We start from the raw sequence: 15,317 nt of genomic DNA, 5'->3' as shown, positions 1-15,317 counted from the left end.
GCCCAATCAGTCGATTGGGCTTTTATAGAACAGCTCTTTTTCAAATTCTGGCAGCTCTTTTCTCTGACTCTGCTGATTCGTATTCTGTTTCAAAAAGCCCCAAACCCGTTGCACTAAACGCTTATTTCCTGCCGGATCATAGCGGGCATCGGGCAGTGCATCGATTTGAGTATAGTTTACTGAGCGGTTAGTCCGTTTATTGGCAGCAGCTTGGCGGTAGTTGGCAAATCGTTCTACCAGAGTATTTCGGTTAAAATAATAATCCAGCACCGGTAAACGCAAGCGTTCTATGTTTTGAGCCAGATCGTATTCGCTCACAGGTAACGAAGTGCGTGGCTCAATCAGAATAAGAGCTTGATTAGAGGTGCCTTTTTCAGCGGTGTAGCGTAAAGCATATGCGGCTCCAGTTCGGTAACCAAGATAGACAACTTGGCTATAGCCTTTGTCTTGGGTCAACGCTACGGCCGCATCAATGCGCGCGAATACGGTTGCCTCATTCGGTAATTCAGGTGTGTTGTCATCTTGTGTGTCTTGAGTTGGCTCAGCCTGAATTTGCACGGGCGTTGCGCGATTACGTATGTCTGGTATTTCTATGGCTAACGTACACCAGCTGTGCTGAGTGAGTTTTTCTCTGAGCGGCGAGACAACTTGAGGCCAATCAGGGTGGCCATGATCGCCATGTAAAATGATCACGCAACCTTGAGGATCACCGCTTTCGGATTCCCTAAAAAGTCCTAAGAACTCTTCGCCTTCAGCGGTTAGCGTCTCAATTTCATGAGAGTGGTTTTCACTAAGGCGATTGATCAGCCCCGCAATACGAGTTTCTTGAGGTGTCGGCATGACCCGTGGCACATCACTCTGTATCACAGAAGGCGCCCCCGCAGGTGCATCTGGAGATGTTTCGTTCTCTTCACCCTCAGCCCATAAGACAGCAGGGCTGAGCAATAAAAGCCAAGTGGCCAGCGTTATTTTCTTCATTGTATTCAATACTTATGCAATCGGCCTTGTTAGAATATTGCGCAAACAACATTCTGTCACTGCCGGAGAGAAATATGAAAGACTTTCTAATTGCGCCGTCTATTTTATCAGCTGACTTCGCTCGTTTAGGAGAAGAAGTAGATAACGTATTGGAAGCGGGTGCTGATATCGTTCACTTTGATGTCATGGATAACCACTATGTACCCAACTTAACGATTGGTCCGATGGTATGTAAAGCATTACGGAATCATGGTGTGACAGCCGATATTGATGTCCATTTGATGGTGAAGCCTGTTGATCGTTTGATTGGTGACTTTATTGAAGCTGGTGCCAGCTACATTACGTTTCATCCACAAGGCAGTGAGCACATTGATCGCTCGTTACAAATGATTCGCGAAGGGGGCTGTAAGTCTGGTCTAGTATTTAACCCTGCGACACCGCTTGATGATCTGAAATATGTAATGGATAAGGTCGACATGATTCTACTGATGTCGGTGAATCCAGGCTTCGGTGGCCAGAAATTTATTCCTTCAACGTTAGCTAAATTACGTGAAGCGCGTCGTTTGATCGATGAAAGCGGTTATGACATTCGTCTTGAAGTGGATGGTGGTGTGAGCGAGAAAAATATTGCAGAGATTGCGGCTGCAGGTGCTGATACTTTCGTAGCGGGCTCCGCTATTTTTAACAAGCCTGACTACAAAGCTGTGATTGATCAAATGCGTGCCGAGTTGGCTGGTGTGAAGTAATGAGAACCCCGAGACATTTTAAAACCATGTTTGATGGGTGGCCAGAACTGGTGTGTTTGGATCTTGATGGTACTTTGGTGGACAGTGTGCCAGACATTGCCGCAGCAATGGACAAGAGCCTAGTGACACTTGGTGCGACGCCCGCTGGAGAAGAACGCGTGCGCGGTTGGGTAGGGTATGGCTCCGCTAAACTGGTTCAGCAAGCCATGGAGTGGGCTGGGTTGGGAGAAGATCGCTATGAAGAAGGCTATCAAATCTTCTTAAAAGAATACTTCATTAATCTTGCTGGCGCTTCGAAACTGTATGCAAATGTAGAATCTTTGCTCAAAGCGTTTAAATATCAAAAAGTGCCTATGGCGTTAGTGACGAATAAGCCAAGTCTGTTTATTAAGCCACTGTTGGATCATTTTGGTATTTCAACCTACTTCAGTTGGATGCTGGGCGGTGATTCCTTAAGCGAGAAAAAACCTTCGCCGATGCCATTGCAGCATTGCATGGAAGATATCGAAGCTTTGCCTGAAAAGTGTTTAATGATTGGTGACTCGCTAGCCGATTACCGTGCAGCGAAGGCCGCAGGTTTTAAAGTGGCGCTGGTAACGTACGGTTATAATCACGGCGTTGATTTGAGGGAACTTGAAGCCGACGCCTTGATCGATGATTTAGCGGAATTATTGATGTAAACATTGGCTTTAGAAACGATCTATATCAGAAAATGGTAATGTTTGTGCGGATTTAGGCATGACGTTGCCATTTTTTTTGCTTAAAATACCTGCGCCTTGTTATGGACTGGACGGTATGCTGAAGCACTTTACTCATCAAGCGGTAGCGTTAGCACGCATGGGCCTTTTGGCCATGATGCTGTTAACCTTTGGTCCGTTGGTCGGTCAGCTGAATGCCGAGCCCCATTCTTCCTCGCTATCCCCAAGTTGGGTTTGTGGCGATGACGTACAAACGTCAAGCATGGGGCATCATGGCGCTGACCACAAGCACATGTGGTACGAGCAGTGTGAATACTGTTCACTGGTACAACACTTTCCTTTTTTAAGTCATCACATCCCGCAGTATGCGTCGGTTACCCTGCCTGCGTTGTCGGGAGAAGTTGCCTCGATTCGCAGCGCTCATGTCTCCGATGCGTTGTTTTTGCATGCCCCTAATCGCGCCCCGCCGCCTCTAAACAGTTAATTCAACGCCCTACTTTTTATTAAACTGATTTAGAGAACTCAAGAATGATGAATCATCAAACTTGTGGACAAACACGTCCACAGAACAGCACACGTCTATTTACTCTAGCGCCTTTAGCAATGGCACTACTGTTGGCTAATCAGGCAATGGCCCAAGAAACACGGTTATTAAATAATGCCATTGTAGTCTCGGCACCAGAACTTACGGCACCGTCCACGACCCGTGTCCAGTTAAGCGAAACGCCTGTTCTACAATCTGCTACGGATGGCGCGACAGTGTTGACGCAAATTCCGGGCTTTTCTGCAGTAGGAAATGGTGGTACGAATGGTGATCCGACGTTCCGAGGCATGTTTGGCTCGCGTCTAGCCATTTTGACCAATGGTGCGCAAATGGCAGGTGCTTGTCCGAACCGCATGGATAATCCAAGCGCTTATATTAACCCTTACACTTATGATGAAGTGACCATTGTAAAGGGCCCACAAACCGTACTATGGGGGCCGGGGAGTTCTGCTGCGACCGTTCGCTTTGATCGTCAGGCGGAAGACTTCTCAGACAAAAATCAGCGCTTTGAAGCCCGTGCACTGGTCGGCTCGAATGGTCGTTTAGACCGTTTTCTTGAAGGTGCAGTCGGGAATGAAAAAGGCTATTTACGTCTTGGTGCCAATGCGTCGGAGTCCGATGATTACGAGGATGGCGACGACAATGTGGTGGCATCTGAATGGGATAAGTGGAATACCAATGCTGCCATAGGCTGGACGCCGGACGAAGACACACTGCTAGAGTTGGAAGTAAGCCGAGGTGATGGCGAGTCGAAGTACGCTGGCCGCTCCATGGATGGCACCAAGTTCCTGCGTGAAACGGCAGCATTACGTTTTGAAAAGCGCAATCTAGGCGATCGCTGGAGCAAATTAGAAGCGCAGTATAATTATGGTTATGCCGATCATATTATGGATAACTTTACCTTGCGAGATCCAGCACCTATGAGTGGTATGGGGGGAATGAGCATGGGTGGTATGCCGATGGCAATGGAATTAGATCGTCGTACAAGAAGTGGTCGTGTTGCCTCTACTTGGGATTGGCGAAACTACTCTTTGGTGGTCGGTATTGATGCTAAGCAAGAAGAACATCGTCGCGGGATTAATACCGCCAATACCATGGTGGACTACAGCAGCGATCAAGCGGGGTTGTTCTCAGAGCTAACGTGGTTTGCGAATGATACCCAGCAATGGGTCACTGGATTGCGCGTTGATCATGTGACAGCAACAGATGAATTAGCGTCAACGGCAACGGCTGGCCAAGAACGTAGCGACGATTTAATCAGTGGCTTCTTTCGTCTAGAAAGTGATCTTACAACGTTACCTGCCAGTACCTATATTGGTCTTGGCTATGTGGAACGCTTCCCAGATTACTGGGAAATGAAGCCAAGCAATGGCAGCTTGTCAGGCGATGTCAACGCGTTTGCAGGTGTTCAACCAGAGCAGACAACGCAATTAGATCTAGGTATAAACTATCAGCAAAACGCAATGACTTGGTGGGCATCTGCTTACGCGGGGATAGTTGACGATTACATCATCTTTGATTATTCGGGTATGACGCAAGTGGGTAATGTTGATGGGTATATTGCAGGGGCTGAAACAGGTGCACGTTACCAGTTGACCGACAACTGGAGTACGAATGCATCTTTGGCTTATGCGTGGGGCAGAAACCGTACAGACGGTGAGCCGTTGCCACAGATTGCACCATTGGAAACCAAACTAGGCATTACCTACGATGAGCAAGACTGGACCATTAATTCTGTGTTGCGTTTAGTCGCGAAACAAGATCGTATTGCTAAAGATAAAGGCAATGTTGTGGGGTATGATTTTGCTGAGTCGACAGGGTTTACCACCATCGATCTTAATGGTGAATACCGCTTTAATGAGGTCGTGACCTTGAGTGCCGGCATTGATAATCTTTTCGATCGTACGTACACCGAACACTTGAATAAAGCTGGTAGCTCTGCGTTTGGCTACCCTGCGGATACGTCATTCAATGAGCCTGGACGTACCGTTTGGGCGAGTGTTGCCGCTAAGTTCTAAGAGGTTGTAAGGATTAGGAGCGCTTAAACGAGAAAGGGGCATCAATGATGCCCCTTTTTTATGCTTCGAGATGTGCGTACGTGAGACTAGGCGTCCCCATCACCATCAACTTCGCCAACCTTAGCAGAGCGCGCTTGGCTGTTGGCGGCTTTACCACCTCTGCCTTTAGTACTTGTTTCTGTTGATTGAGAGCCGCTTTGTGGCTTAGCCGCTTGCTCGTTGGCTTCCGCTTCGTCAGCCACTTCGTTTTCATTAAACAAATGCAAGGTGCGAGTCGGGAAGGCCACTTCCGCGCCGTGATTTTCAATGATTTTCATGGCTTGAAATAATACGTCCTGTTTCACATCATGGAACTTAGCCCAATTCGTGGTTTTTGTGTAGGCGTAGATAAAGAAGTCGAGTGAAGACGGGCCAAATTGATTGAAGTTAACCATGTAGATTTGGTTACTATCAATTTCATCATGGTTGCCGACCATTTCTTTAATCTCAGCAGTGATTTTCTGCAATTTACTGAAATCACCGTAGCGAACACCCACTGTTTCATTGATTCGACGATGTGACATGCGAGATGGGTTTTCGACGGAAATGGTCGAAAACGTGGCGTTCGGTACATACAGAGGGCGCATATCAAAGGTGCGGATACGGGTTTGACGCCAGCCTATGTTTTCAACCGTACCTTCGATATTTTGGTCAGGTGAGCGAATCCAGTCGCCAACTGAAAAAGGCCTGTCTAAGTGAACCACTAAACCGCCAAATAAGTTAGCAAGTAAATCACGCGCTGCAAAACCAACAGCGATACCACCAAAACCACCAAAAGCCAAAACACCAGAGACACTAAAGCCCAGTGTTTGTAATATCACGAGCGCCGCTGTGATAAAAACGGCCGCACGCAAAAGCTTACTAATAGCGTTCGCGGTGGTGTAATCAACCGGTTTTTTGGTCGCATGCCCTGTTGTCAGTGCGCGTTCGACTCCTTTTACACAGCGTAATAGGAACCAAGAAAAAATTGCGATAACACCCACTTCTCGAACTTTAAGGACAATCTCAGTAATGTTCTCATCAAAGTTTGCGTCTGGAATTTCAACGGCAATACTGAAACCGATTAGCCAAATTAAAAGGCGCATTGGTAGCCGAGCTGACTCGACTACCATGTTGTCCCAAGGGTTACGTGTTTGCTTTAGTTTATCATCGAGACGAAGTAGCAATTTATTGATGACAAAATTTATCACCAGTGTCGCAAATACAATGATGAAGATTTTTACGATCCAGTGCATAGGCTCATCGCCAAGACCTAGATACGGTTGAATCTCTTCCCAAGTCCAGTTCATTTAAGGTCCTTATGTGCTGTTCTTTACAGTAATAACAATGTACCCAAGCCTAAGAAAGCGATGTAACCGGCGATATCCGTTACCGTTGTTAAGATTACAGAGCCTGATAAAGCTGGGTCGATTTTGAGTTTATCCAATACCACAGGGATTATGACGCCAGAAAGTGCAGCCATTAAGATATTAATAACGATAGCCAGTGCAATTACCAACCCGAGCAGTGGGCTTTGGAACCACCAAGAGACGACGGCACCGATACTCAACGACCAAACAATGCCATTTAAACCGCCCACTTGAAGTTCTTTCTTTAAAAGTGAGACTAAGTTGGCACGGGTGATCTGCCCTAAAGCCAAACCACGAACAATCAGTGTTAATGTTTGGCTGCCTGCAATGCCGCCCATCGATGCTACGATTGGCATTAACACGGCTAAGGCCACCACTTGCTCAAGTGTTGCTTCAAACAAGCCAATGAATGCGGAGGCCATAAACGCGGTCAGTAAGTTGATACCTAGCCACAAACCACGAGAGGTAGCACTGCGTCGAACCGGCGAGAATAAGTCCGAGTCTTCGTCGAGACCGGTGTTCGACATCTGCACCGCTTCTTGCTCTAAACGGCGGGCTTCTAAGGCATGACCTGCATGAAAGCGGCCCACTAATAAATGGTTTTCATCTAATACTGGCAGCGCAGAGACTTCGCTTTTTTCAAGTAAGTCAGCTGCTTTTATGACATCGGTTTGCGCTTCAAGAAAAGGAAAATCTTCTTCCATTAGCCCAGAGACATGCTCATGGGGTTGTGCATTCAGCAGGGTTTTTAGATGCACACACCCGACCCAACGCCCCGTTCGATTAACCAAGTACATGGTGTTTGAATAGGATGCGGTGGTACGGCGGAATAAGCGCATGGCTTCCGATACACGAATTGATTGCGCGGCCACCAATAGTTCGTGGTCGACCCAGCGACCTACTTCATCCTCTTCGTAAGTGACGCCCTGACGGTAGTAATCCCGTTGTTTGGCGTCCATCTTTTGCAACGCAATGTCGATCATAGGATCTGGCAGGGAATCTGCGATCTCCAGCAGATCTTCAGCGTCTACGTCTGAAAAGAGTTCCGCTATTTCAAACTCGTTCAGCTCTTTTAATAGAAGTAGGCGCGATTCGCCACGCATCTCCACCAAAATGTCTAAGCGATTGGTCTGTTTAATACTGTCCCAAACAAAGCGTCGTTGGGCGACTGGGATCGACTCAAGGGCTAGGGCGACATCATCAGGGGGCATCGAACTGATGGCCTGATTAATAGCGATGGTAGAAATGTTTTCTTGAGTGAGTAGTTCAATCAGTTCTGCGATCGGGTTGGACACGGGCTGACCCCTTATACATCTTTTTTTAATGCTGTCAGTGTGAGTGAATTCACCTTTAGAATCAATCAACTAAACATCTATAAAACGTTGTATTTAGAGCGTTTTTAGGTGTTTTGAGTATCACGTTCGCTTATCACTGTTAATTGGTCAGCATTTCGTGGGCTATTTATGTAGCCAAGCGTTGCATTAGCATGTTCGCGCATGATGCCTTCGGCGCGTGTGCCTAAGCCATTTACAATGGCATGATACACATGGTGATGTTGCATGTGCGCAAACTCAAAGCGTTTAGCTTCACGCAACATGTGTGCTTTATCGAATGCTAATGCGCTGGCGGAGGCAAAAGGTAAATGTTCGTTACGGCTCAACGCGGCATGGATGGCCGGATTATGAGCTGCTTCAATGACAATATCATGAAAACGCTTGTTCATTTGTTGGTAGTGTTCCAAGTCGGACTCGCTCAACTCTTTAACTGCTAGGATTCGATCACCTTCTTCAAGTAGTACCGCTAAGGCTTTTTGGTGGTCCTCACTCAACCCCCGTTCCGCGGCTTGTCGAGCTGCCAAGCCTTCCAGTACACCACGCACTTCTACCGCACCAATGATTTCCTCAGTCGAGACAGAGCGCACTTCGTAACCACGACGGGGTAGCTTAGTTAGCAGGCCCTCTTGTTCCAGAGCACGAAAGGCAATACGAACAGGAGTTCGTGAAACTCCAAGCTTTTCTGACGTCGGGATTTCCGCCAAGCGCGCTCCTGCTTTTAACTCGCCGTCTAGAATCATTTGACGAAGTGAGGTGACAACGTTCGATTGGGTCTTCTTCATAGCGTTAAACCAAGTTTTTATTGGATCCAATATTATGCTCTAAACCAGTGGATAAAGTAAAAATATTGCTTAATTGAGCGCAATATCTATTTATTGGATCCATTTATGCGTTTTTTTAATGGGTGCCATCCTCTAAATAGGGCTATATTGGATCCATACAGAACAAAAATAAAACAATTAGGAGATTTGTATGAGCCAGCCAACTTTCCCAAAAAACACGTGGTATGTCGCAGCGATGTCTGACGAAATCGGCACAGAGAAGCCATTAGGGCGTAAAATTTGTGGGGAGAGCATCGCCTTCTACCGTCCATCAGCCAACGAAATTGCCGCTGTGCGAGACTTTTGTCCCCACCGTGGTGCAGCCATGTCGTTAGGCTATGTAGAAGATGGGCTGTTGGTGTGCGGTTACCATGGTTTGAAAATGGGCGCTGATGGTGAAACCAAAGAAATGCCCTTACAGCGTGTGCAAGGCTTTCCGTGTATGAAGTCGTTTGCTGTGGAAGAGCGTTACGGTTTTATTTGGGTGTGGCCGGGTGATCAAGACTTAGCTGACTCTAGTTTGATTCCTGTTCAAGAGTGGGCGGTGAGTGACGATTGGGCCTACGGCGGCGGTTTGTACCATATTCATTGTGATTACCGTTTAATGATCGACAATCTAATGGATTTGACCCACGAAACCTATGTGCACGCGTCCAGCATTGGGCAGAAAGAAATCGATGAATCGCCAGTAGACACCAGTGTTAACGGTGACGAAGTGATTACCAGCCGAACCATGGAAAACATTACAGCACCGCCATTTTGGCAAGCAGCTCTGGAAGCGAATGGTTTGCCAAAAGACGCGTCTGTGGATCGTTGGCAGCGCTGCCGCTTTACACCACCGTCTCATGTCATGATTGATGTAGGTGTCGCACTTGAAGGTAATGGCGGGTTTGATGCGCCGAAAGCAAAGAAAGCGAGCAGCATTGTTGTCGACTTTATTACCCCTGAAACAGAAGACACTATGTGGTATTTCTGGGGCATGGCGCGCAACTTTAAAGCCGATGATCAAGCTCTTACAGACTCTATTCGCGAAGGACAAGGCGGTATTTTTCAAGAAGATTTAGACGTGCTAGAACGCCAACAAGCCAACTTAAAAGCGTTCCCTGACTACGATCTTTTGAAGTTGAATATTGATGCGGGTGGTGTTCAGTCTCGTCGTGTGATTGAACGTATTATTAAGGCGGAAAATGCGAGCAAAATTGCGTCAAACGAAGTGCCATTGCAAACGATCTCATTCTGAGGGCGGTTATTATGATTGAAGTCGTTGTGTTAAATAAAGTGGATGAAGCCGCAGCAGTAGTGCGTTTAGTATTGGGTAAGGCCAATGATACGGCGCTACCTTCATTTGAGGCGGGCGCTCACATAGATATCAGGTTGCCAAGTGGTTTGGTAAGACAGTACTCGTTGTGCCGCTTGCAATCAGATCCACGCTATTACGAAATCGCGGTTTTAAAAGACCCGCAATCACGAGGTGGATCTACAGAAGTGCATGCTTTAACCATAGGGGAGGTGGTTCACGTCAGTGAACCTAAAAATCATTTTCCATTGCGAAGCAAAGAAGCCAAGTCTCTTCTAATCGCAGGAGGCATTGGTGTAACGCCATTGTTGCCCATGGCGCAAACGCTGCAATGTGCAGGCACGACATTTGAGTTTCACTATTGCGGTAAATCGCCTCGTACCGCGGCGTTTAGTGGCATTCTTAAGCAAGCCTCGTTTGCCGATAAAATGCAGTTCCATTTTAGTAGTGAACCGCAAACGTCTGGGCGTATGGATATCCGTTCGGTTCTGAGTCAGCATGTTGCTGATTCGGATTTGTATGTCTGTGGCCCGGCTGAATTTATCTCAAGCGTATTAGAACATGCGCAGGCACTGAATTGGCCTGAAGAGAAGCTGCATCGGGAATTCTTTGCTGCGCCAGCCATGGACATTGATCAGGGGGATAATCACGCTTTCCAAGTGAAAGTCGCTAGTACTGGTCAAGTGTTTGAGGTTGCCGCTAACCAATCCATTAGCGATGTCTTGGAAGAGCATGCTCTTTTTGTTCCTGTTTCATGTTGTGAGGGCGTTTGTGGTACCTGCCTAACGGACGTGATTAGCGGCGATATTGAGCATCGTGATGTGTTCTTAAGCAAACAAGAAAAAGCGGAAGGCAAACAAATACTGACTTGTTGTTCTCGCGCAAAAAATGCGGGCGATGTCATCGAGCTCGATTTGTAACCGCTCAGAGTGCTTTTTTTGTCAAACAAAGCGCTGGACTTATATGTCTGGCGTTTTTTTTGTCTGTAAAGCATGCTGGTGTGCCGATTAGCGTCGTTGCATAGCGCGCAATATGACAATCATGTAGTATTGTGCGAGCTCAAAATACCTCCATTGATCACCTGTAAGGGAAAGTAGAGGAAACCATTGGGCTGACTATCTAAAAAGTTTTACATTTCAGTGGTTTAAAACTCTATGGTTCTGATGATCGATAACTACGATTCGTTCACCTATAACTTGGTGCAGTACATTCGTGAGTTAGGTTATGAAGTCGATGTGCGTCGTAATGATGCGCTTACGATCCAAGATATTGAGGCGCTTGCGCCAAGTCATATCGTCATCTCCCCAGGTCCGTGTACGCCCAATGAGGCAGGGATATCTTTGGCTGCAATTAACACTTTTGCCGGCCATATTCCTATTTTAGGTATTTGTCTTGGGCATCAAAGTATTGCACAAGTCTTTGGTGGTGATGTAATTCGTGCCAAAACAGTAATGCATGGTAAAACCTCTAAGGTGTACCATAAAGGAATTGGTGTGTTCCGTGATTTGCCGAATCCCTACAATGCTACCCGTTACCATTCATTGGTCGTGAAGCAAGCAACGCTGCCGGATTGTTTTGATGTGACCGCGTGGACACAGAACGAGCAAGGTGAGCTGGATGAAATCATGGGGTTGCGTCACACATCTATGAACATAGAAGGGGTGCAATTTCATCCTGAGTCGATTTTGACGGAGCATGGTCACGCTCTATTAGATAATTTTTTCAAACAGTAGGAGTTGGCTGGTGGACATACAACAGGCGATCGCTCGAGTAGTAAATAAGCAGGATCTATCCGGTGAAGAAATGCGTGATGTCATGAACAGCATCATGACATGTCAAACTACCGATGCACAGATTGGTGGTTTTTTGATTGGCTTACGTATGAAAGGTGAGACAGTTGATGAAATTATTGCCGCGGCTCAAGTGATGCGCGAATTGTCCACCAAAGTAGATCTTGGTGGAGATGAGATTGTAGATACTTGCGGAACCGGTGGCGATGGCGGTAACTTGTTTAATGTGTCAACCGCTTCTGCCTTTGTTGCTGCGGGTGCGGGGGCGCATGTTGCCAAGCACGGTGGCCGCTCGGTGTCGTCAAAATCCGGCAGTGCAGATGTTTTAGAAAGAGCGGGTGTTTATTTAAATTTGACCAGCGAGCAAGTAAAGCGCAGCGTGCAAGAGATTGGTTTGGGCTTTATGTTTGCGCCTAATTATCACTCAGCGATGCAGTACGCGATTGCGCCACGTAAAGAAATGGCAACGCGAACGATCTTTAACTTGCTTGGACCGTTAACGAATCCCGCTGGCGCGAAACGTCAAGTCATGGGGGTGTTTGATCGTTATTGGGTGCGTCCAATCGCTGAAGCGTTACAAGCATTGGGCAGTAAGCATGTGTTGGTTGTGCATTCCGCGGATGGGCTTGATGAAATCAGCATTTCAGATAAAACCTATGTTGCAGAACTGAAAGACGGTCAGATTACTGAGTACGAAATTGCCCCTGAAGATTTTGGGATGGAGCGTCAGCCGTTGGCCAGTGTGCAAACAGAAGATCCTGAAAGCAGTTTGGCTATGCTGAAAGTTGCGATTGAAGGTAAGGGTGTTGTAAACGCTCCACGTGATATTGTGGCATTGAATGCCGGTGCTGCAATTTATGTGTCTGGTGTGGCGGACAGCCTTAAAGAAGGTGTGGCCATTGCGGAAGATGTCATTGGTGGCGGCTTAGCAAAAATCAAATTACAAGAGCTGGCCAGTTTTTCACGTTGCTATATGCCAGAGTCGACAGAAGCAGCAGACTAATAGAGGTTCATCATGCAGGTTGAGACGCCTACAATTTTAAGAAAGATCGTTGCGCGTAAGTACGAAGAAATCGCGGAACGTCAGCTTCGCACGCCGTTTGCAAACCTTGAGGTGGCGGCCGCGGCGGCTAACGCACATAATCCAGTTCGTGGATTTGCTGCAGCACTGCGTCGTAAAATTGGTCAAGGAAAAGCGGGGGTGATTGCTGAGATAAAGAAAGCATCGCCAAGCAAAGGCGTTATACGTGACCCGTTTTTGCCAAAAGAAATCGCTGCTTCTTATGAAAAAGGCGGCGCAGCATGTTTGTCTGTGTTAACAGATCAAGACTTTTTCCAAGGCCATGAAGATTATTTAGTCGAAGCTCGTAACGCTTGTTCTTTACCTGTCATTCGTAAAGATTTTATTGTTGATCCGTACCAAGTGATGGAAGCTCGTTCTATTGGGGCCGACTGTGTCTTGTTGATTGCAGCTTGTTTGACGGGTAAAGAGTTACGCGAGCTGGATCAAATGGCACGTGATTTGTCCATGGATGTGTTGGTCGAAGTTCATAATCGTGCTGAATTAGAGCTAGCATTGGAATACACTGACACAGAGTTGCTAGGTATTAATAATCGTGATTTACATACCTTTGAGCTGAGTTTACAGCATACATTTGAGCTGATGAATGATGTGCCAAAAGATCGTTTGATTGTCACTGAGAGTGGTATTCATACTCGTGACGATGTGGCGGCAATGCGTGAAAACGATATTCATGCTTTTTTGGTGGGCGAAACCTTTATGAAAGCAGACAATCCGGGTGAGAAACTGGCGGATTTGTTTAAATAGTTTGAGAGATGGGATAATGAAAACAAGTATAGCGTGGCAAGAAGATAAGCATTTTACCGCAGAAACGGGCAGTGGTTTTAAAGTCGAAATCGATGGCAACCAAACCTTAGGATCACGCCCGATGGAGCTTATCCTTGCTGGGTTAGGTGGCTGTACCTCTTACGATGTTGTGAATATTCTGCAGAAAGCGCGCCAAGATGTTGTGTCTTGTGTGGCGCATGTGGATGCGGATCGTGCGGATACGATACCGTCTGTATTCACGGAAATTCGTATTCACTTTGTGGTAACCGGTCGTAAGATTAAAGAAAGCCATGTAGCGCGTGCTGTTAAGCTATCTGCTGAAGAGTATTGTTCAGCTTCTTTAATGTTAGAGCGTGGCGGCGTGAATATTGTGCATAGCTACGAAGTGATTGAAGTCGAATAAATTATTTTGACTCAAACTCATGTAAAAAGGCCCCTATCGTAAGATTAGGGGCCTTTTTTATGGGATCTATTTTATATTCTATTGTTGTTGCTGGTTTGAGCGTTTACGGAAATTGCTTGGTGCCACGCCAAAGTAGTCTTTAAAGCAGTTACTAAAATGGCTAGAGCTAACAAAACCACTGGCTATGGCCACTTCGATGATCGGCTTGTTGGTTTGCTGTAACAAGCGTCGCGCATAAGTAATGCGCAGTTCAAGATAATAACGCGATGGGCTGGTTTCTAAGTGATTTTGAAACAAACGTTCAAGTTGACGCCGTGATACGCTGGCGTAATGCAATAATTCCTCTAGCGTTAATGGCTCTTCGATGTTGCTGCGCATTAACTCAAGAACCTTTTTTAAAGATTCTGGGTATTTACCGTCGTCTGCCGGTTTAGTAATGGGTGTGACAGTACTTTCCGACAGTTGGTCACAGGTCAAAATTTCTTTTGCGGCACGTGCTATACGGCTGTCTTGTAAATGTTCAACCAACGATAATGTCATGGCCAATGCACTGACCGGCCCCGAGCAACTTAAAATGCGGCCATCTAAAACAGACGTTTCTTTTGCAATAACGGTGTCTTGGAAATGCTCGCGAACGTAAGGGTGGTTGTCAGGATGGATCGCTATACGAGTATTGTTAGTGAGTCCCGCGTGTGCCAAAGCGATGGCACCATTCCATAAACCACCTAAATAGGCATCTTGTTTGTGGCAGCTTTTCAGATAGTCCGTTAGCTTGTTTTGCTCGGACAGTTGGCAACGGTAACCGCCACAAACGATGACCACATCAAAATGAGCGCTGGCATGTTGCAGTTGTTCTTCTATACTTGTGCCCGTCGCAATCTCTATTCCTAGATCACTGGTTACCGAGGGGCCTTCCATACTCAAGGTGGCGTAGTCGAACAGTTTTTCTGTTTGTACAAGGTTGGCGGTGACTAGAGCATCCACTGCGCCAGTAAAGGCCACCATGGAGAAGTGCTTCAATAGAACAAAGCCAATCATGATCGGTTTTTTCTCGCTGTCATGTGAGGTGACATGAGCGTGATTGTGATCCGCGTTTGATGGGCTGAAGTGTTTCTTATGGTAGGTTTGGGTCATTTTTAAACTGTGATTCCTGGTGGGGGAGTTCGTCAGTAATTGTGCAAGTGTAAGGGAAACAATCATCCAAGGTAAGGCATAAGTACGTAAAACCTATAGAAATATTGCGTTGTTGCAGCAAAAAAGCACCTTTTCAAGGTAGAAATGTCATATTTTTGCTGTCGTAAATAACCATCTATGTGACGCATTCAAGAATGTGACATGTAGGGGGTTTTCATAGTATTTCAATTGTAAATTATTTCTTCTATTGAACTGCATTTATTAAGACAAAAACGAACGAAAATCTACGCTGTTGGCTTTTGGGTAGCCCGTATTGA

At 46.5% G+C, this 15,317-nt stretch carries 15 protein-coding genes; 10 read left to right on the top strand and 5 right to left on the bottom strand.

Going from position 1 to position 15,317, the window contains the following annotated elements:
• Positions 1 to 6: 6 nt before the first annotated feature.
• Positions 7 to 978, bottom strand: a complete 972-nt coding sequence (locus AYW76_RS04935) for a DUF3530 family protein (RefSeq protein ID WP_067216549.1) — start codon at positions 976 to 978, stop codon at positions 7 to 9.
• 74 nt (positions 979 to 1,052) lie between these two features.
• Between AYW76_RS04935 and rpe the strand changes: the two genes are divergently transcribed.
• The 4 genes from rpe to AYW76_RS04915 are packed head-to-tail and all read left to right on the top strand — an operon-like array spanning position 1,053 to position 4,984.
• Positions 1,053 to 1,724, top strand: a complete 672-nt coding sequence (gene rpe, locus AYW76_RS04930) for a ribulose-phosphate 3-epimerase (protein ID WP_067216545.1) — start codon at positions 1,053 to 1,055, stop codon at positions 1,722 to 1,724.
• Positions 1,724 to 2,404: a phosphoglycolate phosphatase gene (locus AYW76_RS04925; RefSeq protein WP_067216542.1), complete on the top strand. Its 681-nt coding sequence runs from the start codon at positions 1,724 to 1,726 to the stop codon at positions 2,402 to 2,404. The genes rpe and AYW76_RS04925 overlap by 1 nt, the downstream gene beginning before the upstream one ends.
• 58 nt (positions 2,405 to 2,462) lie before the next feature.
• Positions 2,463 to 2,906 (top strand): DUF2946 domain-containing protein, encoded by a 444-nt coding sequence (locus AYW76_RS04920; RefSeq protein ID WP_067216538.1) that lies wholly within the window; start codon positions 2,463 to 2,465, stop codon positions 2,904 to 2,906.
• Positions 2,907 to 2,950: 44 nt separating this feature from the next.
• Positions 2,951 to 4,984, top strand: a complete 2,034-nt coding sequence (locus tag AYW76_RS04915; protein WP_067216534.1) for a TonB-dependent copper receptor — start codon at positions 2,951 to 2,953, stop codon at positions 4,982 to 4,984.
• A gap of 86 nt (positions 4,985 to 5,070) precedes the next feature.
• Here the strand turns inward: AYW76_RS04915 and AYW76_RS04910 are convergent, their stop codons facing one another.
• The 3 genes from AYW76_RS04910 to AYW76_RS04900 all read right to left on the bottom strand — a co-directional run bounded on the left by AYW76_RS04910 (position 5,071) and on the right by AYW76_RS04900 (position 8,488).
• The gene (locus AYW76_RS04910; RefSeq protein ID WP_067216530.1) at positions 5,071 to 6,312 is read right to left on the bottom strand and encodes a mechanosensitive ion channel family protein; all 1,242 of its coding nucleotides are present in this window, start codon (positions 6,310 to 6,312) and stop codon (positions 5,071 to 5,073) included.
• Positions 6,313 to 6,335: 23 nt separating this feature from the next.
• Entirely contained in the window at positions 6,336 to 7,667 is a 1,332-nt protein-coding gene (locus tag AYW76_RS04905) for a magnesium transporter (RefSeq protein ID WP_067216527.1), read from the bottom strand.
• Between the two features lie 104 nt (positions 7,668 to 7,771).
• A complete protein-coding gene (locus tag AYW76_RS04900; protein ID WP_067216524.1) occupies positions 7,772 to 8,488 on the bottom strand; it encodes a GntR family transcriptional regulator in 717 nt (238 codons plus the stop codon).
• 190 nt (positions 8,489 to 8,678) lie between these two features.
• Here AYW76_RS04900 and AYW76_RS04895 point away from each other — a divergent pair, with 190 nt between their 5' ends.
• From AYW76_RS04895 to AYW76_RS04870, 6 genes are all read left to right on the top strand, one after another.
• The gene (locus tag AYW76_RS04895) at positions 8,679 to 9,767 is read left to right on the top strand and encodes an aromatic ring-hydroxylating oxygenase subunit alpha (protein WP_067216521.1); all 1,089 of its coding nucleotides are present in this window, start codon (positions 8,679 to 8,681) and stop codon (positions 9,765 to 9,767) included.
• An 11-nt stretch (positions 9,768 to 9,778) separates the two neighbouring features.
• Entirely contained in the window at positions 9,779 to 10,744 is a 966-nt protein-coding gene (locus AYW76_RS04890; RefSeq protein WP_067216518.1) for a PDR/VanB family oxidoreductase, read from the top strand.
• Positions 10,745 to 10,978: 234 nt separating this feature from the next.
• Complete coding sequence (locus AYW76_RS04885; protein ID WP_067216515.1) at positions 10,979 to 11,557, top strand: anthranilate synthase component II; 579 nt, start codon at positions 10,979 to 10,981, stop codon at positions 11,555 to 11,557.
• A gap of 10 nt (positions 11,558 to 11,567) precedes the next feature.
• The gene (trpD, locus tag AYW76_RS04880) at positions 11,568 to 12,617 is read left to right on the top strand and encodes an anthranilate phosphoribosyltransferase (protein ID WP_067032047.1); all 1,050 of its coding nucleotides are present in this window, start codon (positions 11,568 to 11,570) and stop codon (positions 12,615 to 12,617) included.
• Between the two features lie 12 nt (positions 12,618 to 12,629).
• Positions 12,630 to 13,442 (top strand): indole-3-glycerol phosphate synthase TrpC, encoded by an 813-nt coding sequence (gene trpC, locus AYW76_RS04875; protein WP_067032044.1) that lies wholly within the window; start codon positions 12,630 to 12,632, stop codon positions 13,440 to 13,442.
• Between the two features lie 16 nt (positions 13,443 to 13,458).
• The gene (locus AYW76_RS04870; RefSeq protein WP_067216509.1) at positions 13,459 to 13,866 is read left to right on the top strand and encodes an OsmC family protein; all 408 of its coding nucleotides are present in this window, start codon (positions 13,459 to 13,461) and stop codon (positions 13,864 to 13,866) included.
• 78 nt (positions 13,867 to 13,944) lie between these two features.
• On the opposite strand, the gene AYW76_RS04865 is transcribed toward AYW76_RS04870, so the two are convergent.
• On the bottom strand, positions 13,945 to 15,000 hold the full coding sequence (locus AYW76_RS04865; protein WP_067032038.1) for a GlxA family transcriptional regulator: 1,056 nt from the start codon (positions 14,998 to 15,000) through the stop codon (positions 13,945 to 13,947).
• Positions 15,001 to 15,317: the final 317 nt, after the last annotated feature.

The organism is Marinomonas gallaica, from assembly GCF_001639745.1.
In the GTDB taxonomy this organism is placed as follows: Bacteria; Pseudomonadota; Gammaproteobacteria; order Pseudomonadales; family Marinomonadaceae; genus Marinomonas; species Marinomonas gallaica.
Note: the sequence above shows the minus strand (reverse complement) of the source record. Positions and strands in the feature narration are given on the sequence as shown.